We start from the raw sequence: 18,325 nt of genomic DNA on the forward strand, positions 1-18,325 counted from the left end.
CATCGTGGAGGCATGCGCATCAGCCAACTGGCCGAGATCACGGGAACGACGCCGCGGACCGTCCGCTACTACCACCAGATCGGCCTGCTTCCCGTCCCACCCTCGCCGCACGGCTACCGCGACTACGGCTTCGAACATGTGGCACGGATGCTGCATATTCGGTGGGTCACCGACGGCGGTGTTCCCCTCGACCAGCTGCCCGACTTCATCATGCGCGATTCCTCGGCGGACGCGGCCGAGGACCTGAAGGCCGCCCTTGAGGCGGTCAGCAGACGCATCAAGGAGCTGACGGCCCAGCGCGAGCATGTGGCGCGATTGCTGGAGATCGTCGAGTCGGGCTCGGCGCTCACCCCACTTCCGTCTCCCCTTGTACGGCTCTACGACGAGATCGAGAACCACACCAGCGACGAGGCCCTCCGTCGCGGTATTCGCGGCGAGCGGGAGCTGCTCGAGGTCGCGGCCTACCGGGGGGTGCTTCCTGAAGCCGTGACCGCGTTCGCGATGAACTTCTACGGGTCGACCCTCGAGGAGGCTCTCGCGCTTTTCGGCGAGCTGCAGCACCTCGGCGAAGAAGCTGCTCAACTGCCAGAGGGCGACCTCGCGGCGGCCATCGACGACCTGGCCGACCGCACCATCGAGCTGATCGTCCGCGCTGGCGGTGTGGGCGTGGTCGACGTCATCTCCCGGTTCGAGGGGAACGTGCCACCGTCCGTCGTCGAGCTCGTCACGCTCGTCTTCCCCGAACACATTCACACGCTCTTCCTCACAGCGCTCGCCGAACGTGCGGGCGTCCTGTCCCAGAGCCAGCCCTCGGGCGGCGGCACAGGCCCCGCTGCGCCTGGCTCTGCCGCAGCGGGGGTGGCAGGGCCATGACCGCCGCCCACCTCCCGTCGGCGCACGCCATCGAAGTCCGCGGCCTCGTCAAGGCGTTCGGCAGTTTCCGTGCGGTCGACGGGCTCGACTTGGTCGTGGGCCGGGCGGCGGTCCATGGCTTCCTGGGGCCCAATGGCGCGGGGAAGACGACGACTATCCGCGTGCTCCTCGGCCTCTACGCACGCTCCGCAGGCGAGGTTCGGGTTCTGGGTCTGGATCCCGGGGCGCACCCCGCCGAGGTCACGCGTCGCGTGTCCTACGTTCCGGGTGACGTGGCCCTGTGGGGCAACCTCACCGGCCGGGAGGTCCTCGACGTCCTTGCCCGGCTCCGCGGCGCCTACGATCCTGCGGCCGAGCGGGACCTTGTGGAGCGGTTCGCCCTCGATCCGGGGAAGCGCGTGCGCGCGTACTCGAAGGGCAACCGGCAGAAGGTGATGCTGGTGGCCGCGTTCGCTGCCCGTACTGAGCTGCTGGTCCTGGACGAGCCGACCTCCGGGCTCGATCCGCTCATGGTGAGGGTATTCGCCGACTGCATCCGTGAGGCGGCGGCCCAAGGCCGTACCACCCTGCTCTCCAGCCACCTGCTGGCCGAGGTGGAGCAGCTGTGCGGAGACGTGACCATCATCAAGGACGGCCGGCTGGTCGATTCGGGTCCGCTCGCCCGGATGCGGCACCTGGCCGCCTCGACGGTGACCGCCGACCTCGGCGTCCGGGAGGCCTCCACGCTTGCGGAGCTGCGGGGGGTCGGCCTGGACGTGGACGGAACGGTCGATGGACGGCTTGAGCTCAGTGTCCCCCGCGCGCAGGTGCCGCGGGTCCTCGCTGTCCTTGCGGGCGCCGACGCGCAGGACATCACCTGTGTGCCGGCGAGCCTCGAGGATCTCTTCCTGCGCCATTACCAGACGAGTGCGCGATGACTGCGCTGGTCGTCTTCCTCCTGCGCCAGCAGCGGACCCGCATCCTTGCGTGGCTGATCCCGCTCGCTGTCCTCGTCGCGGTCACGGCCCCCGCCTACGCCGCGACCTACCCGGCGCTGTCCGACCGGCAGGTCCTGGTCGAGACGATGCGCGCCAATCTGGCGCTGAAGGTCTTCTACGGCGTCCTGCCGGCCCCGGGCACGCTGGGCCAGCTCCTGGCCTTCGAGACGGGGGCCTATGTCATGGTCCTCGGGTGCCTGATGTCCCTCCTGCTCGCCGTGCGGCTCTCGCGCGGTGCGGAGGACGCCGGGACGCTCGAGCTCGTGCGCTCCTGCGGAGTGGCACCGGGCCGCTACGGGACCGCTGTACTGATCGTCGTGGCCCTGGCCTCTGCCCTGCTCGGGGCCATGGTGGGCCTCGTGCTCGGGGTGCAGGTCGGGCACGTCGCGGAGCTGACCATGGCCGGGGCGGCCTCGCTCGGTGCCGTCGTTGCCGTGGCGGCGTTCACCGTCGGAATCCTGGCGCTGGTCTGCGCCCAGCTCATGCCTGAGGCGACCACGGCGCGCTGGCTCGCAATGGCCGTGCTCGGCGCCGGCTTCGCCCTCCGGGCTGTCGCGGACACGGGCGGCTCGCGGTGGCTGCTCTGGCTCACTCCGCTGGGATGGAAGGAACTCGTCGCCCCCTACGCCGGAGACCATGCCGTGTCGCTGGCTGTCTTCGTCGGCGCAGCGGCCGTCCTGATCGCCGTCGAGCGGCTCCTCGCGGCACACCGGGAATTCGGTGCCGGGTTCTTCCGGCCCGGTGGCAGCAGCGCGCGGCGCGGGCGGGCCCGTTCCGCCTTCGGACTCGCCGCCAGGCTCTCCCGGGCCCAGGTCGCGGCGTGGGCCGTGGCGATGGCGCTGCTGGGGGCGCTCTTCGGTGGGCTCGGTTCCGGCCTCGTGTCCCTCATGGAGAAGGACAGGGCCACGGGCGAGCTGATGCAGGGCATGACAGGCCAGGCCTCTCCCGTGTCGAGCTACTTCGCGTTCGTGGGGCTCATCGTCGGGATCACCGGCGCCTGCTACGTGGTGATCGCGGTCGCCCATGCGGCACGCGACGAACGTGCGGGACTGGTGGACCTCGTCCTGGCCACGGGCCAGCGGCGCTGGGAGGTGCCCGCGGCCACCGCCGCCGTCGCGGCGCTCGGCTCACTCGTCCTTCTCTCGGCCGCCGGGCTGGCCGCGGCGGGAGTGACGGCGTCCCTCGTCCACGAGGACCATGCCGCTCTGCGTGCCTTCGGCTACATCATGGGCCAGTGGCCCGCGTGCCTGGCCCTGCTGGGGGCAGCCCTGCTCGTAGAGGCTGTCGCACCCCGGTGGCAGGCCCTGGCTTGGGCGCCGCTCGCCGCCAGTGCGACGGTCGCGATGCTGGGCAAGCTCCTCCGCGTGCCGGCCTGGGGCGAGGCGATCGCCGTCTTCGGGCATGCCCCCGATATCGCCGCGGCGGCACCGGGCTGGGCATCCTCGGTGTGGCTGGCGGCTGCCGGCCTCGGTGCCGCCGCGCTGGCCCTCGCCGTGGCCGGGCGCCGCGACATCGCGACGGGCTAAGGACGGGCTAGGAGAGTCAGAGTGACGTGCTCCCACGGCTCCGCTCCGCAGGCACGGCCGTGGCTGGTGCCTGGGTGGTTCATTCCGTAGGCGGCGAGCTAGGGCAGGACTAGGAGGCCGTATCCGATGAGCATGGCGGCGGCCATGCCCGCCGACGCTGCGGTGCGGCGTCGGCGGCCTGCGCCGTGCAAGTGGCCGCCCCGGGTGAAGGACTTCAGCAGCAGCCCCGTGAATGCGATGAGGGCCGCGGCGAACATCAGCACGAACAGCCACGATGCGGCGAGCGGCCATCCTTCCAGGGCATGCGTCATGCCTCCGGTGGGGGCGCCGGCCGGAGCCCCGCGGGTGGGTGCGGCCGTGCCCGTGGCGGGCATTGCGACGGCGGAGTGGGTGGGGTGCGTGGAAAGGCCCATCGCGAGGTACATCCAGGCCATTGCGGCCATCATGGCGAGGTGGTACCAGAGGAGGACCCCGCGGTGGTGGCTGTCCCGGGGCCCATCCGAGAAAGGGCCAGGTTCGGGGACCATGATCTGGTAGGCGTAGGCCGCCGCCGCCGCGCCGAAGAGGGTTGCTCCGGCGTCGGGCGGCACCTGCATGCCGATCGGCCAGACCATGGCCGCCATGCCTGCGGCCATGGCGATGTGGAGGCCCGCGTTGAGCCGTGTCCGCGCTCGGTTCCGTCGGCCGAGGTCGGGCAGGTACAGCACGGCGACGGCGGCCGCGAGGGCTGTGACGACGATCTGGCCCAGGGGGTCGTGGGTCACCGTGCTTCGCTCCTGTCGCTCCCGGGGTGCCCGGACTGGGGCTCGAAGGAGCGCAGCCGGAGGCTGTTGGAGACCACCAGCACGGAGGAGAGCGCCATCGCGGCGGCGGCGATGAGTGGGTTCAGGAGGCCCAGGGCAGCGATCGGGATGGCGGCGATGTTGTAGCCGAAGGCCCAGACGAGGTTGAGCCGGATGGTGCGCAGCGTGCGGCGGGAGAGCAGGATCGCATCCACCACGGTGCCGAGGTCCTCGCGGACCAGGATGATGTCCGCGGACTTCATGGCGATGTCGGTGCCGCGGACCAACGCCAGTCCGAGCTCGGCGGTGGCGAGGGCCGCGGCGTCGTTGATCCCGTCTCCGACCATGGCGACCCGGTGCCCTTCGGACTGGAGCCTCGCGATGGCCTCGGCCTTCTCGGCCGGGAGCACTCCCGAGACTACGTCCTCGATGCCCGTGGCGGCGGCGATGGCACGGGCGGGAGCTTCAGCGTCACCGGTCAGGAGGATGCTCCGCAGTCCCAGGGAGCGGAGCCGCTCGACCGTGGGTGCCGCTGAAGGCTTCGCGTCGTCGGCCAGCGCGATGACGCCGCGGGCGGCGCCGTCCACGGCGATGAGCACCGCGGTGGCGCCTTGGGCGTGGAAGCGGGCGACGGCGGCCGCCGCCGCGACGGGCACGGCGAGGCCCTCCTGGGCGAACAGGCGCGGGCTGCCCACAGTGACTGCCGCGCCGTCGACCTCGGCCCGGGCACCGAGTCCGGGCAAGGCCGTGAAGCGCACCGCTGGCGGCAGGGTTCCGACCCTGGCGCGGGCGGCGTCGGCGACGGCTTGTGCGATGGCGTGCTCGGACGCGGCCTCCACCGCTCCCGCCCAGCGCAGGAGGTCGGCGGCTCCACCGCCGTCGAGCGGCTCGACGGCGGTGACGCGCATGGCCCCGGTGGTGAGTGTGCCGGTCTTGTCGAAGACGACCGTGTCGATGGTGCCGCTGGCCTCGAGCGCATCCTGGCCCTTGATGAGGATGCCGAGCTGGCCCCCGCGGCCGACACCGACCATGAGCGCGGTCGGGGTGGCGAGGCCGAGAGCACACGGGCACGCGATGATCAGCACGGCGACCCCGGTGCCGAAGGCATCCCGAGGGGCAGCACCACCGAGCAGCCACGCCGCCATGACAACCACGGCCAACGCGATCACGGCGGGGATGAAGTACTGCGAGATCCGGTCCGCGAGGGTCTGCATGCGCGCCTTGCGCCGCTGGGCCTCCTCGGCGAGGGCAGCCATCTGCGCAAGGCGGGTCTTCGGGCCGACCGCGTCGGCCCTGATCTCGAGGCGCCCGGTGAGGTTGACCGCTCCGCCGACGACCTCGGACCCCGGGCTTGCTTCGGCCGGGACGGATTCCCCGGTCATGGGGCCCGTGTCGATCCCCGAGGCACCGTCGGTCACCGTGCCGTCGGCGGCGAGCCGCTCGCCAGGGAGGACGACGAACGTCTCCCCTACCCTGAGCTCACCCACCGGGACAATACGCTCAAGCCCGTCACGCAGCACCCTGACGTCGCGGACGGCGAGGGAGGCGAGGGCGTTGAGGACGTCGCCGGCGCGGCGGCGCGAGCGGGCCTCGAAGTAGCGGCCGCCGAGCTGGAAGGTGATCATGCCCGCGGCGACGTCGAGGTAGATGGCGTCGGCCCCCTCGGGCGTGACACCGAATCCGAGCCAGTACCCCGGCCCTGAGGAACCGATGATCAGGGTGACGACGGCCCAGCCGAACGAGGCCAGGCTTCCGAGTGAGACGAGGGTGTCCATGCTGAGCGAGCCGCGGGCCAGGCCCCGGAGGGTGGCCCGGTGGAACGGCCATGCCGCCCACGCCACGATGGGGAGGGCGAGCAGGACGCAGACGATCTCCCAGGCGGGGAAGCGCCAGCCCGGCACGAGTGCCAGGAGGATCGTGAGGTCGCACAGCGGGATCGTGAGGACGGTCGCGACGGCGAGCCGTCGGCGCAGCGAGCCGATGCGGGCCTCAGCGGCCCGGGCGGACCACACGTCGTCGTCCGCCTCACGCAGCGCGGCGCCGTAGCCGGCCTTCTCGACGGCCCGGATCACCTCGGGCGCGCCGGCGTGGCCGATGCCGTGCACGACGGCCCGCTCCGTGGCGAAGTTGACGACGGCGTGGACGCCGTCGAGCTTGTTGAGCTTGCGTTCGATCCTGCCCGCGCAGGCTGTGCAGGTCATCCCGGAGATGTTCAGCTCGAGCGGCTCGGCTGCGGGATAGGTGACGGGTACCGGCGACGGCGCTGTCATGGGCGCTCCTGGAGGGGTCTGGTGTCGTGGCGCTCGGCGAGGCGGCCGAGCATCTCGTTGTACGCTTCGAAACTCTCGTCAAGGCCGGAGTCGAGGTGCCGGTCGACCCGTCTCCGCTCCCGGCGGTCCTGGCGCGCCCACTGGGTGAGCAGTGCCAGGACGACGACGAGCAGCGGGACCTCGCCCGCGGCCCAGGCAATGCCGCCGCCGGCGTACTGGTCGGCTAGCAGGTCCGGCCACCAGGGCCGGGAGAGCCACTGGTAGAACTCCCCGGCGATCACGGTGGTGCTGGTCATGACGATCACGCCGAAGAACGCGTGGAAGGGCATCGCGGCCAGGACGAGGCCGAGCTTGCCCAGATGGGGCACGGGCCGGGGCGGCTTGTCGACGCCGATGACGAGGCTGTAGAAGAAGTACCCGACAACCAGCAGGTGCACGTTGAACAGCTGGTGGGCCCAGTGGTAGCGCATGGCCTGCTCGAAGATGGGGGTGAAGTACAGGACGTAGTAGGACCCGATGAACTCCGCGAACACCCACAGGGGGTTGTTCAGGTGTTGCAGCACCGGCCAGTGCAGGATGGCCTTGACCCACTCGTGCGGCCCGGGCGCCCGGTCTGCCGCCGCCGGCGTCGTGGCCCGCAGCGCGAGTGTGATCGGGCCGCCGAGGACCAGGAGCACCGGGCAGAGCATGTTCAGGCTCATGTGCAGGATCATGTGCAGGCTGAAGGAAGCGTCCGCGTACTTGCCTAGGCCCGACGAGGTGGTCAGCACAACGCACAGCCAGCCCAGCAGCCACGCGAGCGTCCTTCCGGGTGGCCACCGGTCGCCCCGCCGGCGGAGCCGCGCGACCGCGAAGAGGTAGAGCCCAGCGCCCACGGCGGACAGGACGAGGAAGAAGATGTTGGGCCGCCAGTCCAGAGCCAGGACGGTCGGGGTAGGTGCTGCGTCGACGTTGTAGCCGAAGTACAGCTGGGCGACCGAGGTCGGGACGAAGTAGTTCGGAGGCGGGAGGCGGGACAGCGCAACGTCGAGGCCGCCCATGGCCGCCACGAGGACGACCGCGAGGACGCCCACACGGCGCGTCCTCGCCCTCACCGCGCGCACGTCCGTGCCCGGCAGGCCGCGCAGGCGCAGCAGGAGTACTCCCAGAGCCGCCAGGAGCACGAACCGGGCCCCGAGCAGCCAGCCGGTAGGACTGGCGGACGGCGCGGACCCGGCGAGGAAGAACCACGCCTCCACACCGCCGAAGAGCGCCATCACTGCCCAGCAGACCGCCGCGACGCGGCGGTAGCGCGCGATCGTCTGGGCCCAGATCGCCTTGCGCTGCGCTTCAGGAGCCGGTACGTCAGGACGGACGTCACGCCGAAGAAGACGGCCTCGGCCGGGACGCCAAAGACGGCCGCATCGCTGCCGAAGTCATGGTTGGGTCCCACGAGGACCTGTGTAACGAGCACGGGGCCCAGGACCCCCGCGAGGGCCACCGCCAGCAGGGCGGGCCCGGCCGCCCAGTGCCGCGCCAGCCGGAACCCGATGAGGACCACGGCCGCGCACAGGCCTGTGACGATCCAGGCTCCGGGCAGGTAAGAGGCCTGGACGAGGTACAGGAGCGCACCCGGGTCGAGGACGCGGTCAAGGGGGACGCCGTTCGAATCGGCCCCGTCCACGGCGACGAGCACCAGCGATGCGGCCAGCCACGCCGCAGACGAGGACGTCACGAGCCGGGCATCAGCAGGGTCGGCGCCCGGCGGACGCAGTGCGCCGGGGCGCCCGCGCAGGAACGCGGCCTGGAACAGCCCGCCGATGCACAGTGTCCCGGCTGCCCATGCCAGGACGTGCAGGAGCGTGCTCGCCAGGGCCGTTCCGGTCCCGGGGAAGTCGCGGCTGAGCTCGCGGTAGCCCGTCTGGCCGAGGGCGAGCGCGGTGACGAGCGCGATCCCAAGGGGGACGACGGCAGCCCACCAGAGACGGGCTGCCGGGGCCGCGGCGCGGGGGCCGGTCTTCTCTGCGGTGGATGCCGTCACGGGAGGCTCTCCTTGGTCTCGGGGGGCCCTCCGCACGGTGGGCGCTGTGTCGGGGACGTGGTGTCGGTCGTTCTGGCGCTGCCCTCAGGTTGCTGTCAGGATGCGGTGGAGGACGTGCTCGGTGGTGAGCCAACCGCACAGGGTCCCGTCGGCGTCGACGACCGGCAGTCCGTCCGTCTCGCCCGCGGCCAATACCGCCTCGACGGCAGCGTCGAGCGGCTCGTCCCGGGTCAGGGCCGCCGCGGCCTGCGCCAGGGACCCGGCCGTGAGCCGGTCTGGGTCCTCAGCGCCCTCGAGGCCCTCGGCCACCGCAGCCGGGGTGATCACCCCGGCTAGCCTGCCGTCGGCGCCGACCACTGGCAGTGCCCGGGAATCGGGGGCGGCCAGCAGCCGCGCGGTCTCCTTGGCCGAGAGGCTGTCCGGGACCGGTGTCGGGGCTGCCCCCATGGCCGCGCCGACGCTGAGGCCGGCGAGCGATGTCCTGCCCGTCGCCGGTGCGGAGATGTCCACGCCGCGACGGATGAGCTTGCGGGTGTAGATCGTGTCCCCGCTGGCGAGGGCCGAGACGGCAGTGGCGGCCAGGACCGCCAGCAGCAGCGGCAGGATCAGCGAGTACTCGCCGCTGAGCTCGAAGATGATCAGCCCGGCGGTGATCGCCGCCCTCGTCGAGCCCGCGAACACCGCGCCCATGCCGACCAGTGCGAAGGCGCCGGCGTCCCCGGACAGCGAGGGGAAGACCATCGCGGCGGCCTGGCCGAACGCGGCCCCTGCCGTCGCCCCGATGAACAGGGAGGGTGCGAAGACGCCTCCGGAGCCGCCGATCCCGATGGTCAGGCTCGTGGCCAGGACCTTCGCCGCAGCCAGGAGCAGGAGGAAGCCGAGAGCGTACCGGCCCAGGACACTGCCCTCCAGCACCGGATACCCGACCCCGTACATCTGCGGCAGCACCAGCAGCAGGGTCCCGAGGAGGAGGCCGCCGGCCGCGGGGCGGAGCCACTCCGGCCCCCGCCAGAGCCAGTCGCACGCATCCTCGATCGCGTAGAGGGCCTTGGAGAACAGCACGCCGATTCCGCCGGCCACCAGGCCCAGGAGTGCGAAAAGGAGCATCTCGGCCGGATTCGAGACGGTGAACGGCGGGAGCTGCAGGAACGGGTAGTTGCCCAGCAGCGACCGGCCCACGACCGAGGCCGCGATCGAGGCGAGCATGACCGCCGCGAACGAACGGGCGGCGAAGTCCCGCAGGATCAGCTCGAGCGCGAAGAACACCCCGGCGATGGGGGCGTTGAAGGTCGCCGCAATGCCCCCGGCCGCCCCGCAGGCCACAAGGGTGCGCAGCTGTGCCTCCGAGGAGCCGGCCCAGGTCCCGAGCCGGGATCCCAGCGCCGAGCCGATCTGGACGATCGGCCCTTCCCTGCCCACAGAGCCGCCCGATCCGATCGTGATGGCCGAGGCCAGGGCCTTCACCACCGCGACCCGGCCCTTGATCCGCCCTCCCCGGCGTGCCACGGCGTACATCACCTCCGGGACGCCATGGCCGCGGGCCTCGCGGGCGAAGAAGTGCACGAGCGGGCCGTAGAGCAGGCCCCCGACGACCGGGGCGAGGACCACGAACGCCGGCCCGAGCCACGGAACCCAGTGGTTGGCAGGATGCCCCACGGTACCCGCGTAGTCGGCTGTGCCCGAGAAGAGCTGCGTAGCGCCGACAATGAGCCAGCGGAACGCCACCGCGGCCAGGCCCGCCCCCAGCCCCACGACCACCGCCAGGAACACCAACGGCACGGACCCCACCCCGAGCCTCTCGCCCAAGCGTTTGCCGAGCACCCTGATCCGGGACCCGCGCGTCGCGGCAGACGGCACCGAGACCTCCTCGACTGTAGAATGACAACATTTGCGAAACGCACACGTTCGGGGACGACGATAGCAGGGAAGGGGGGCAGGCATGTCACCTGCAGCGGAAGAGGGCCAGGGCAAGGAGAGGGCGGACGAGGTCGAGTCCGTGCTCCGCGCCTCGCGGGCGCTGCTCGGGGTTGTGGCGCAGTCGGTCGTCGAGGCCCTCGAGTCCGTCACGCTCCCCCAGTTCAGGGTCCTGGTCGTCCTGGCCAGCTCGGGGCCGGCTCCGATCGGGGTGCTCGCCGCCACGCTGGGCAGCGTGCCATCCACCTTCAGCCGCTTCCTGGACCGCATGGAAGAGGCCGGGCTCGTCGCCCGGCAGCCCAGCCCCGGCAGCCGGCGCGAAGTCCTGATCTCCCTGGAGCCACAGGGCGCGGCCATCGTCGAAGAGGCGACCGAGCGGCGCAGGCGTGCCATCGCCGAGATCCTCCGCCGCCTCGGCTCGGCGGAGCGCGCCGCCCTCGTGGCCGCCCTCGACTCGTTCTCGCTCGCAGCCGGCGAACCCGCACCCGAAACCCTCCTGGTCATGGGGCTCTGAAGCAGAGCGCGCCCATAGGGATGCAGCCGAAGGAAGGAGGGCATTGATGGACGGGACTTCCAGACAGCGGGCCGCGCTCGAGGCACTGGCGGTCGAGGACCTCGCGGGGGCCCTGGGCAGCGGCCCCGATGGACTCTCGACGGCAGAGGCCGCCAAGCGTCTGGCAGAGAATGGCCCCAACGAGGTCGAGGAAGAGAAGAAGAGCCCGCTGCTGGCCTTCCTCGCCTATTTCTGGGCGCCGATTCCGTGGCTCATCGAGGCGGCGCTGGTGCTGTCCCTCATTCTGGGGCACTGGTCGGACGCGGCCATCATCGCTGTCCTGCTGCTGATGAACGGCCTCGTCGGCTACCACGAGGAGCACCAGGCCTCAGACACGATCGCGGCCCTGAAGAAGTCCCTGGCCACCACGGGCCGCGTGAGGCGGGACGGAACCTGGAAGGACGTTCCGGTCAGGGAGCTCGTCGTGGGCGACCTCGTCCACCTCGGCCTCGGGGGCATCGTCCCCGCGGACGTGCGGATCCTGGAGAGCACGGCCGTCGCAGCGGACCAGTCGGCCCTGACCGGGGAGTCCCTGCCAGTCAGCCGCGCACGCGGGGACGAGCTCTACTCCGGTTCCGTGCTCACCCGGGGCCAGGCCAGCGCCCTGGTGATCGCCACCGGCGCCGACAGCTACTTCGGCAGGACCGCCGCCCTCGTGGGGCAGGCAGGCACCGTGAGCCACTTCCAGCGGGCCGTGCTGCAGATCGGCAGGATCCTCGTCTACGCCGCACTCGGCCTCGTCGCCCTCACGACCGCATCGTCCCTCCTCCGTGGCGACACGGCCTTCGACGCCGTCGAATTCGCCCTCGTCGTGATCATCGCCTCGGTCCCCGTCGCGATGCCCGCCGTCCTGTCGGTGACCATGGCCATCGGCGCCCGGAAGCTCGCCGCGGACAAGGCAGTGGTCAGCCACCTGCCCGCCGTGGAGGAACTCGGCGGGATCGACGTGCTGTGCTCGGACAAGACGGGCACCCTGACGCAGAACAGGATCCGCGTCGGGACCCCGTGGCACGCCCCGGGCGTCGACGGCGCCCATCTCGTCCGGGCCGCTGCGCTAGCCTCGAGCCCCGCCGGGAAGGACGCGATCGATCTCGCCGTCCTCGCCAGCGCCCCGGCCGGTGCCGTATCCGGCCACGCGGTCACCTCCTTCACGCCTTTCGACCCCACGACCAAGAGGACGGTGGCCGACATCGTCGGCCCGGACGGGACCGCGTTCAGCGTGGCCAAGGGCGCCCCGCAGGTCATCGCCGCCATGTGCGGCAGCGAGGACCCCGTCACGGCCGCCGCCTACAACCGGCAGGTGGCCCTCTTCGCCGGGCGCGGCGACCGGGCCCTGGGCGTCGCCGAGCGGCGCGCGGGCCAATGGCGGCTCCTCGGCCTGCTGCCGCTGGCAGACCCGCCCCGCGAGGACTCGGCGGAGACCGTCCGCGCGGCCGAGGGCCTCGGCGTGCGGGTGAAGATGGTCACCGGCGACGCCCTGGCGATCGGTCGCAGCATCGCCGCCCAGGTCGGGATCGGCCCAGACCTCCTGGACGCTGGCCAGCTCGAGGAGCGCGGACCGGACGCCGGCGGCGGTGACGAGGCAGCGGCCGACCTCGTCGAGCGGGCCGACGGATTCGCGCAGGTGTTCCCCGAGCACAAGTACCGCATCGTCAAGGCCCTCCAGTCCCGCGGCCACATCGTCGGGATGACCGGAGACGGCGTGAACGACGCACCGGCGCTGAAGCAGGCCGATGCCGGCATCGCTGTCTCCGGTGCGACCGATGCTGCCCGTGCCGCGGCCGACGTCGTGCTCCTGGCCCCGGGGCTGTCGGTGATCGTCGGGGCGATCCGGCTCGCCCGGGAGATCTTCGCCCGCATGACCAGCTACACCATCTACCGGATCTCCGAGACCATCCGAGTGCTGCTCCTCGTGACCATCTCGGTCGTCGCGCTCAATGTCCGGCCGGTGACAGCCGTGATGATCGTCATCCTCGCGCTGCTCAACGACGGCGCGCTGCTCTCCATCGCCTACGACAGGGCCCACGGATCCAAGAGGCCCGCCGCATGGGACATGCGCGAGGTCCTCACCATCGCCCTGAGCCTGGGCCTCATGGGCATGGTCGAGACACTGGGCCTCATGGCCCTCGGGCTCACGGTGTTCGGACTGGACCCCGGGGGCCTGCAGACGATGGTCTTCCTCAAACTCTCGGTCGCCGGGCACCTCACCGTATTCGTCGCCCGCACCCGCCGCCGCTTCTGGAAACGCCCCGCCCCCTCGCCGCTGCTCCTCACAGCCGTCGTCACCGCACAGGTCCTCGCCACGGTCATCGCCCTGACCGGATTCCTCATGTCCCCCCTGCACTGGACGCTCGCCGTCGTCGTATGGCTCTGGTCCTTCCTGTGGTTCATCGTCCACGACCAGGTCAAGCTCGCCGCCTACGCGCTCCTCGCACGACGGCGGCAGGCCACCGAAGGCGCCGCGGCGTAAGAATCGCGGCCAGTTCCTCCTTCCAGGCCGGGCCCGGCAGCAGTGGAACGATCAGGAACTGGTGCTGTTCTACGCCGCCTCGGTGTTCCTGGGCCTGCTGGCAGGGCTCGTGTCCATGGCCCTCTTCTCCCACCGCGACCGGCGCCCGTGGTATCTGACACTGAACATCGCCGGCTCCGTCGTCGTCGCCTTCACCCTCGTAGCCAGCTTCACCCATGGCCTGCCGCTCATCAGCTTGCCGCCGCCGGCCTCATCGCTGGCCTACCTACGTGGCGTGGGCCCGGGCCGGCAGACCCCGGGGCATACGCAACGCCGAATCCGAGAGCGAGAAGGGCGACCAGCCCCCGCCCGACGCCAACGCAGGCCCTGCCGAGAAGTGGCATGCCGGCACGACCCGTGCTGTTCGGTCAGGTCGGCCCGGCAACGCTCGATCCCACATGGTCCGATCCATGCAGGACCAGGACCGGGCATCCGGCGTGCTCTGCGCAGGCCGCGCTCACCGAACCCAGGAGCAGCCCCCTGAACCCGCCCAGCCCGCGGGAGCCGACCACGAGCAGTCCCGCGCCCTTGCTGCGCTCAAGCAGCACATGCGCTGCTGGGCCTTGGATGGTTTCCATGGAAAGGCCATCCGGCCGCGAGTCCCCGAACGCCGTCTGGACGGCCCTGTCAAGAATCTGATGCGCGGCCTGCTCGGGGTCCCACTCGGGGCCCGGAAACGACCCCATGACGGCATTCGCCGGATACTCCCACGCCATCACCGCGGTGATCGGCCCACCGATACCCGGAACCATGCGCGCCGCCCACCTGAGCGACTCGACCGACAGCGGCGAACCATCCACGCCCACAACGATCCCCGCTGATCCCACAAGGTGTTCCTGGAACTCACTCATGGCCACGAGACTAGACCGACCCAGGAAGCCGCCCACAGGGCACTTGGACCCCGCCTGGCTGGGTCCTGCACCGGTCCGTCTGGAGCTTGCAGCCGCAGCGCGGCCCGCCGGCGGCGGACGCCGGAGAGCTGCGCCGGGCTGAAGTAGGACGCCCGTGAGGTCACTCCTGGGCGTCGAGCTCCTGCCGCTTGAGCGACAGGTACACCGTCCTGCCCTCGACCCGGGCGATCGCATCGCCCGCCGCATAGTAGTTCTCCGCCCAGAAATGAGGTGCCGTGACCTTCAGGTAGCCCTCCCGGAAAAGCTTCAGTGCCATCTCCGGAGGGACCTTCGGCTCGACCCCCACTATCGAGCCGACACCGAGGCTGATCAGGCCGTGGATCGAAGCGACCCGCTCCTCGAAGGCCGCAGCCTTGAGGTCGGGGGCCCGGACGAACTCGACAGTCCCGAGCTCCTCTCCGGCGGCATCGATCACCGACATCCCTAGCTGGACTCCTTCAAGCAGGCTCATCGCTTCCTCCGCATTCCATACGGAACCGCACTGGGCGCGTCGCCGGGAACACCGTCGTCCCAAGTCTCCGCCTGCACAGTACGCCCGGACAAGAGCCGACCGCCGCCCCCGATTCGATTCGGGCGTGCGCCGCCCGAATCGGCATCTCCCTTCCAGAGCACACGCCTTGCCCCCAGAACAAGGTGCGTTTCATGCAGCCCTGTGGCGGGAAGCGAAGGAAAGGAAGGCGCGCCTCACAATCCCCTGTCCAAGCATGCATGCACAAGCGCACGAAGGAGGAGACCATGGCACCTGTGTGGCTCGCGACCCTCGCCTGGGCGAGCCTGGCCGTCGCGTTCGTCAGCGCGGCGCTGATCGCGGCCGACATCTTCATTCGGGGCCACAGGCTCAGGATGCCGGTGATGGAAGCGGTCTGGCCGGCCACCGCGCTCTACTTCGGCCCGGTCGCGCTCTGGGGGTACCTGCGGTTCGGACGCACCACCAGCAGGCACTGGCTTGAGCGCAACGGACATAGCCACCCGCCCGAGAAGCCCATGTGGGCAACGATCGCTGTCGGAGTCAGCCATTGCGGCGCCGGATGCACCCTCGGAGACATCGTCGCCGAAGCCTTGGTCTTCGTCCTCGGGCTCACAGTCGCGGGAGCATCGCTCTGGAGCGAGTACATCGGCGACTACATCCTCGCCGTCGCACTCGGCCTTGCCTTCCAGTACTTCGCGATCGCACCCATGCGCGGACTCGGCCCCCGCCAAGGAATCATTGCCGCGGTCAAGGCCGACGTCCTTTCCCTCACCGCATTCGAGGTCGGCCTGTTCGGCTGGATGGCGCTGATGGCCTTCGTCTTCTTCCCCGACCCCCACCTGCAGCCCAACTCGCCCGTGTACTGGTTCCTCATGCAGATAGGAATGGTCATCGGTTTCGCCACCGCATGGCCCGCCAACGCCTGGCTCATCCGCAAAGGCATCAAGGAGGCCATGTGATGGGCCGCGGGGTTCCAATTGAGCCGTAGCCCCCGATGCCCTCGGACACCCAGCCTCGACTTCGTCATGTCGCAGCCATGGGATCCGCTGTCCGCTCCGGCGGGGCATTGTCTGCGTAGTCGCGGAGCACAGCACGGGACGTTTACGCGCCCGGCGGCCCTCATGGGCCGCCGCCTCCCCGCCACCTGCGCGAGCCGTCAACGTGCGGGACAAGTCACCCCGGGCCTCGACGGATACCCATCTTGGACCGCGGCATCAGCCGGACCGCAGCGCCGAAACGAGCGAGGCCCACGCCGCCAGACAATGGCAGCGTGGGCCCGAATCGCGTCCTCTACTAGCGTTTACCAGCCGCGCTCTGCGAGGCGGTGGGGCTGCGGGATGTCGTCGACGTTGATGCCGACCATGGCCTCGCCGAGGCCGCGGGAGACCTTGGCGATCATGTCCGCGTCATCGAAGAAGGTCGTGGCCTTGACCACGGCCGCAGCGCGCTCGGCCGGGTTGCCCGACTTGAAGATGCCCGAGCCGACGAACACGCCGTCCGCGCCCAGCTGCATCATCATGGCCGCGTCCGCCGGGGTCGCGATCCCGCCCGCGGTGAACAGCACGACCGGGAGCTTGCCGGTGGAGGCGATCTCCTTCACGAGCTCGAACGGGGCCTGCAGCTCCTTGGCCGCGACGTACAGCTCGTCCTCGGCCATCGTGGTCAGGCGGCGGATCTCGGCGCGGATCTTGCGCATGTGGGTCGTGGCGTTGGAGACGTCGCCGGTGCCGGCCTCGCCTTTGGAGCGGATCATGGCCGCGCCCTCATTGATGCGCCGCAGCGCCTCGCCGAGGTTCGTCGCGCCGCACACGAACGGCACGGTGAACTGCCACTTGTCGATGTGGTTCTCGTAGTCCGCCGGGGTCAGGACCTCGGACTCGTCGATGTAGTCCACACCGAGAGACTGCAGGACCTGCGCCTCGACGAAGTGCCCGATGCGGGCCTTGGCCATGACCGGGATCGAGACCGCCTCGATGATCGAGTCGATCATGTCCGGGTCCGACATGCGCGAGACGCCGCCCTGGGCGCGGATGTCAGCAGGGACGCGCTCGAGGGCCATCACGGCAACGGCGCCGGCGTCCTCGGCGATCTTCGCCTGCTCGACGTTGACGACGTCCATGATGACGCCGCCCTTGAGCATCTCGGCCATGCCACGCTTGACACGGTTGCTGCCGGTCGTGGGAGCCGAGGCGTTTGCTTCAGTAGACACGTACTCGTCTTTCTTGTCGCGCGAACAGCTTCAAAAGCTTGAATTCGTCAGAGAGCCTGAATTCGTCTGTGGGGACACCACAGTCTATCCCCTCAGCCCGCCCCTCCCGTGGCCGCCTGGGCCCGGACGGTGAGGACCCGCTGGCACACCGTCACGGCGCTCGCGACGGCGAGGAGGGCCAGGGTCCCCGTGAGGAACGGCACCGGGAGTCCCAGCCCCACGAGTCCGGCGACGACGAGGGTAGCCACGAGCCGTTCGGCGCGCTCGGCGATGCCGACGTTGGCGTCGAATCCGAGGGACTCTGCCTTCGCTCGGACGTAGGAGACGATGTTGCCCAGGGCGAGGCACGTCAGGGCGAGCGCGCCGGTGGTGAAGCTGTGGCCGGCGCCGAAGAACCAGAAGGCGAGGCCGGCGAAGACGGCCCCGTCCTGGACGCGGTCGAGCGTCGAGTCGAGGAAGCCGCCCCACGTCCCCGCGCGGTTGGCGAGCCGGGCCATGATGCCGTCGATGACATCCGAGAACACGAAGACCGTGATCACGACGACGCCCCAGAACAGCTGGCCGAGCGGGAAGAGGATGAGCGCGCCGAGGGAGACCCCCAGTGTGCCCGCAAACGTCACCGCGTCGGGCGAGACGTGCAGGCGCAGCAGGAACGCCGCGAGGGGTGTGAAGAGCCTCGTGAAGGCGTTGCGCGCGTGCCTATTGAGCACCCGCGGCCGTCCCGTCGTCGTCCGGCCAGGCCTCCGCGAGCAGCTTCCGCGTCTCGTCCAGCGTCTGCGTGATCTGCTTGGTCTGGGCGATGATCGGCAGGAAGTTCCCGTCGCCGCCCCACCTCGGCACGATGTGCTGGTGGAGGTGGGCCGCTATTCCCGCGCCCCCGGCGTCACCCTGGTTGATACCGAGGTTGAAGCCGTGCGGACCGGCGACCTTGCGGATCACCCGCATGGCCGTCTGCGCGATCGCTGCCATCTCCGCAGTCTCCTCCGCCGTGATGTCCGTGTAGTCCGGGACGTGGCGGTACGGGCACACGAGCAGATGGCCGGGGTTGTACGGGAACAGGTTCAACACGGCGTAGGCCGTGCGGCCACGGTGGACGATGAGCGATTCCTCGTCACTGCGGCCGGGAGCAGCACAGAAGGGGCAGTCGTCCTGATTGCGGAACTGGCCCTGCCCGCCCTGGACGTAGGCCATGCGATGCGGAGTCCACAGGCGCCCGAAGGCGTCCGGGGTGCCGGGCAGCTCGAAGTCGTCGGTCACCTCGCGGTCGGCCGCTGGGTCCGACCCCGCGCTCCGCACGCCGACGCCCATGGAC

Annotated in this window: 16 protein-coding genes; 6 read left to right on the forward strand and 10 right to left on the reverse strand. The window is 70.7% G+C overall.

All coding sequences use genetic code 11. The features are described 5' to 3' along the window. The first annotated feature begins 12 nt into the window (after nucleotides 1-12). The 3 genes from SCMU_RS10980 to SCMU_RS10990 are packed head-to-tail and all read left to right on the forward strand — an operon-like array spanning nucleotide 13 to nucleotide 3,376. Nucleotides 13-873: a MerR family transcriptional regulator gene (locus SCMU_RS10980; RefSeq protein WP_229229207.1), complete on the forward strand. Its 861-nt coding sequence runs from the start codon at nucleotides 13-15 to the stop codon at nucleotides 871-873. Continuing rightward, entirely contained in the window at nucleotides 870-1,790 is a 921-nt protein-coding gene (locus tag SCMU_RS10985; RefSeq protein WP_229229208.1) for an ABC transporter ATP-binding protein, read from the forward strand. Before SCMU_RS10980 ends, SCMU_RS10985 begins: the two co-directional genes overlap by 4 nt. Continuing rightward, nucleotides 1,787-3,376, forward strand: a complete 1,590-nt coding sequence (locus tag SCMU_RS10990; protein WP_229229209.1) for an efflux permease Rv1217c-related protein — start codon at nucleotides 1,787-1,789, stop codon at nucleotides 3,374-3,376. Before SCMU_RS10985 ends, SCMU_RS10990 begins: the two co-directional genes overlap by 4 nt. Nucleotides 3,377-3,474: 98 nt before the next feature. Here the strand turns inward: SCMU_RS10990 and SCMU_RS10995 are convergent, their stop codons facing one another. The 5 genes from SCMU_RS10995 to SCMU_RS11015 all read right to left on the reverse strand — a co-directional run bounded on the left by SCMU_RS10995 (nucleotide 3,475) and on the right by SCMU_RS11015 (nucleotide 10,305). Further along, complete coding sequence (locus tag SCMU_RS10995; RefSeq protein WP_229229210.1) at nucleotides 3,475-4,140, reverse strand: DUF5134 domain-containing protein; 666 nt, start codon at nucleotides 4,138-4,140, stop codon at nucleotides 3,475-3,477. Then, entirely contained in the window at nucleotides 4,137-6,428 is a 2,292-nt protein-coding gene (locus SCMU_RS11000) for a heavy metal translocating P-type ATPase (RefSeq protein WP_229229211.1), read from the reverse strand. Before SCMU_RS11000 ends, SCMU_RS10995 begins: the two co-directional genes overlap by 4 nt. Next, complete coding sequence (locus tag SCMU_RS11005; protein WP_229229212.1) at nucleotides 6,425-7,684, reverse strand: cytochrome c oxidase assembly protein; 1,260 nt, start codon at nucleotides 7,682-7,684, stop codon at nucleotides 6,425-6,427. The genes SCMU_RS11000 and SCMU_RS11005 overlap by 4 nt, the downstream gene beginning before the upstream one ends. Beyond that, entirely contained in the window at nucleotides 7,684-8,448 is a 765-nt protein-coding gene (locus SCMU_RS11010) for a hypothetical protein (RefSeq protein ID WP_229229213.1), read from the reverse strand. The genes SCMU_RS11005 and SCMU_RS11010 overlap by 1 nt, the downstream gene beginning before the upstream one ends. A gap of 84 nt (nucleotides 8,449-8,532) precedes the next feature. Beyond that, the gene (locus tag SCMU_RS11015; RefSeq protein WP_229229214.1) at nucleotides 8,533-10,305 is read right to left on the reverse strand and encodes a chloride channel protein; all 1,773 of its coding nucleotides are present in this window, start codon (nucleotides 10,303-10,305) and stop codon (nucleotides 8,533-8,535) included. Between the two features lie 82 nt (nucleotides 10,306-10,387). Between SCMU_RS11015 and SCMU_RS11020 the strand changes: the two genes are divergently transcribed. Further along, on the forward strand, nucleotides 10,388-10,876 hold the full coding sequence (locus tag SCMU_RS11020; protein ID WP_229229215.1) for a MarR family winged helix-turn-helix transcriptional regulator: 489 nt from the start codon (nucleotides 10,388-10,390) through the stop codon (nucleotides 10,874-10,876). Nucleotides 10,877-10,922: 46 nt separating this feature from the next. Then, nucleotides 10,923-13,385, forward strand: coding sequence for a plasma-membrane proton-efflux P-type ATPase (locus SCMU_RS11025; RefSeq protein WP_229229216.1), 2,463 nt, complete (start codon nucleotides 10,923-10,925; stop codon nucleotides 13,383-13,385). A gap of 407 nt (nucleotides 13,386-13,792) precedes the next feature. On the opposite strand, the gene SCMU_RS11030 is transcribed toward SCMU_RS11025, so the two are convergent. Both SCMU_RS11030 and SCMU_RS11035 read right to left on the reverse strand, forming a co-directional pair. Continuing rightward, the gene (locus SCMU_RS11030; protein WP_229229217.1) at nucleotides 13,793-14,275 is read right to left on the reverse strand and encodes a universal stress protein; all 483 of its coding nucleotides are present in this window, start codon (nucleotides 14,273-14,275) and stop codon (nucleotides 13,793-13,795) included. Between the two features lie 160 nt (nucleotides 14,276-14,435). Next, on the reverse strand, nucleotides 14,436-14,786 hold the full coding sequence (locus SCMU_RS11035) for a hypothetical protein (RefSeq protein WP_229229218.1): 351 nt from the start codon (nucleotides 14,784-14,786) through the stop codon (nucleotides 14,436-14,438). A gap of 284 nt (nucleotides 14,787-15,070) precedes the next feature. Between SCMU_RS11035 and SCMU_RS11040 the strand changes: the two genes are divergently transcribed. After that, on the forward strand, nucleotides 15,071-15,763 hold the full coding sequence (locus tag SCMU_RS11040; RefSeq protein ID WP_229229219.1) for a DUF4396 domain-containing protein: 693 nt from the start codon (nucleotides 15,071-15,073) through the stop codon (nucleotides 15,761-15,763). Nucleotides 15,764-16,104: 341 nt separating this feature from the next. On the opposite strand, the gene pdxS is transcribed toward SCMU_RS11040, so the two are convergent. From pdxS to SCMU_RS11055, 3 genes are all read right to left on the reverse strand, one after another. Beyond that, nucleotides 16,105-17,013: a pyridoxal 5'-phosphate synthase lyase subunit PdxS gene (gene pdxS / locus SCMU_RS11045; protein ID WP_274602843.1), complete on the reverse strand. Its 909-nt coding sequence runs from the start codon at nucleotides 17,011-17,013 to the stop codon at nucleotides 16,105-16,107. 92 nt (nucleotides 17,014-17,105) lie between these two features. Beyond that, nucleotides 17,106-17,723 carry a phosphatidylinositol phosphate synthase gene (gene pgsA / locus SCMU_RS11050; protein WP_229229220.1) on the reverse strand — a complete coding sequence of 206 codons (618 nt, stop codon included), beginning with the start codon at nucleotides 17,721-17,723 and terminating at the stop codon, nucleotides 17,106-17,108. Beyond that, nucleotides 17,713-18,321 carry an HIT family protein gene (locus SCMU_RS11055; protein WP_443020307.1) on the reverse strand — a complete coding sequence of 203 codons (609 nt, stop codon included), beginning with the start codon at nucleotides 18,319-18,321 and terminating at the stop codon, nucleotides 17,713-17,715. Before SCMU_RS11055 ends, pgsA begins: the two co-directional genes overlap by 11 nt. Between the last annotated feature and the right edge of the window lie 4 nt (nucleotides 18,322-18,325).

This window comes from Sinomonas cyclohexanicum (assembly GCF_020886775.1).
Classification (GTDB): Bacteria; Actinomycetota; Actinomycetes; order Actinomycetales; family Micrococcaceae; genus Sinomonas; species Sinomonas cyclohexanicum.

What these genes read in the sequence shown, in the direction of transcription:
- SCMU_RS10980 (WP_229229207.1), top strand. Translation starts at nt 13, where the DNA reads ATGCGCATCAGCCAACTGGCCGAGATCACGGGAACGACGCCGCGGACC.
- SCMU_RS10985 (WP_229229208.1), top strand. Translation starts at nt 870, where the DNA reads ATGACCGCCGCCCACCTCCCGTCGGCGCACGCCATCGAAGTCCGCGGC.
- SCMU_RS10990 (WP_229229209.1), top strand. Translation starts at nt 1,787, where the DNA reads ATGACTGCGCTGGTCGTCTTCCTCCTGCGCCAGCAGCGGACCCGCATC.
- SCMU_RS11000 (WP_229229211.1), bottom strand. Translation starts at nt 6,428, where the DNA reads ATGACAGCGCCGTCGCCGGTACCCGTCACCTATCCCGCAGCCGAGCCG.
- SCMU_RS11005 (WP_229229212.1), bottom strand. Translation starts at nt 7,684, where the DNA reads ATGGCGCTCTTCGGCGGTGTGGAGGCGTGGTTCTTCCTCGCCGGGTCC.
- SCMU_RS11020 (WP_229229215.1), top strand. Translation starts at nt 10,388, where the DNA reads ATGTCACCTGCAGCGGAAGAGGGCCAGGGCAAGGAGAGGGCGGACGAG.
- SCMU_RS11025 (WP_229229216.1), top strand. Translation starts at nt 10,923, where the DNA reads ATGGACGGGACTTCCAGACAGCGGGCCGCGCTCGAGGCACTGGCGGTC.
- SCMU_RS11030 (WP_229229217.1), bottom strand. Translation starts at nt 14,275, where the DNA reads ATGAGTGAGTTCCAGGAACACCTTGTGGGATCAGCGGGGATCGTTGTG.
- SCMU_RS11035 (WP_229229218.1), bottom strand. Translation starts at nt 14,786, where the DNA reads ATGAGCCTGCTTGAAGGAGTCCAGCTAGGGATGTCGGTGATCGATGCC.
- SCMU_RS11040 (WP_229229219.1), top strand. Translation starts at nt 15,071, where the DNA reads ATGGCACCTGTGTGGCTCGCGACCCTCGCCTGGGCGAGCCTGGCCGTC.
- SCMU_RS11055 (WP_443020307.1), bottom strand. Translation starts at nt 18,321, where the DNA reads ATGGGCGTCGGCGTGCGGAGCGCGGGGTCGGACCCAGCGGCCGACCGC.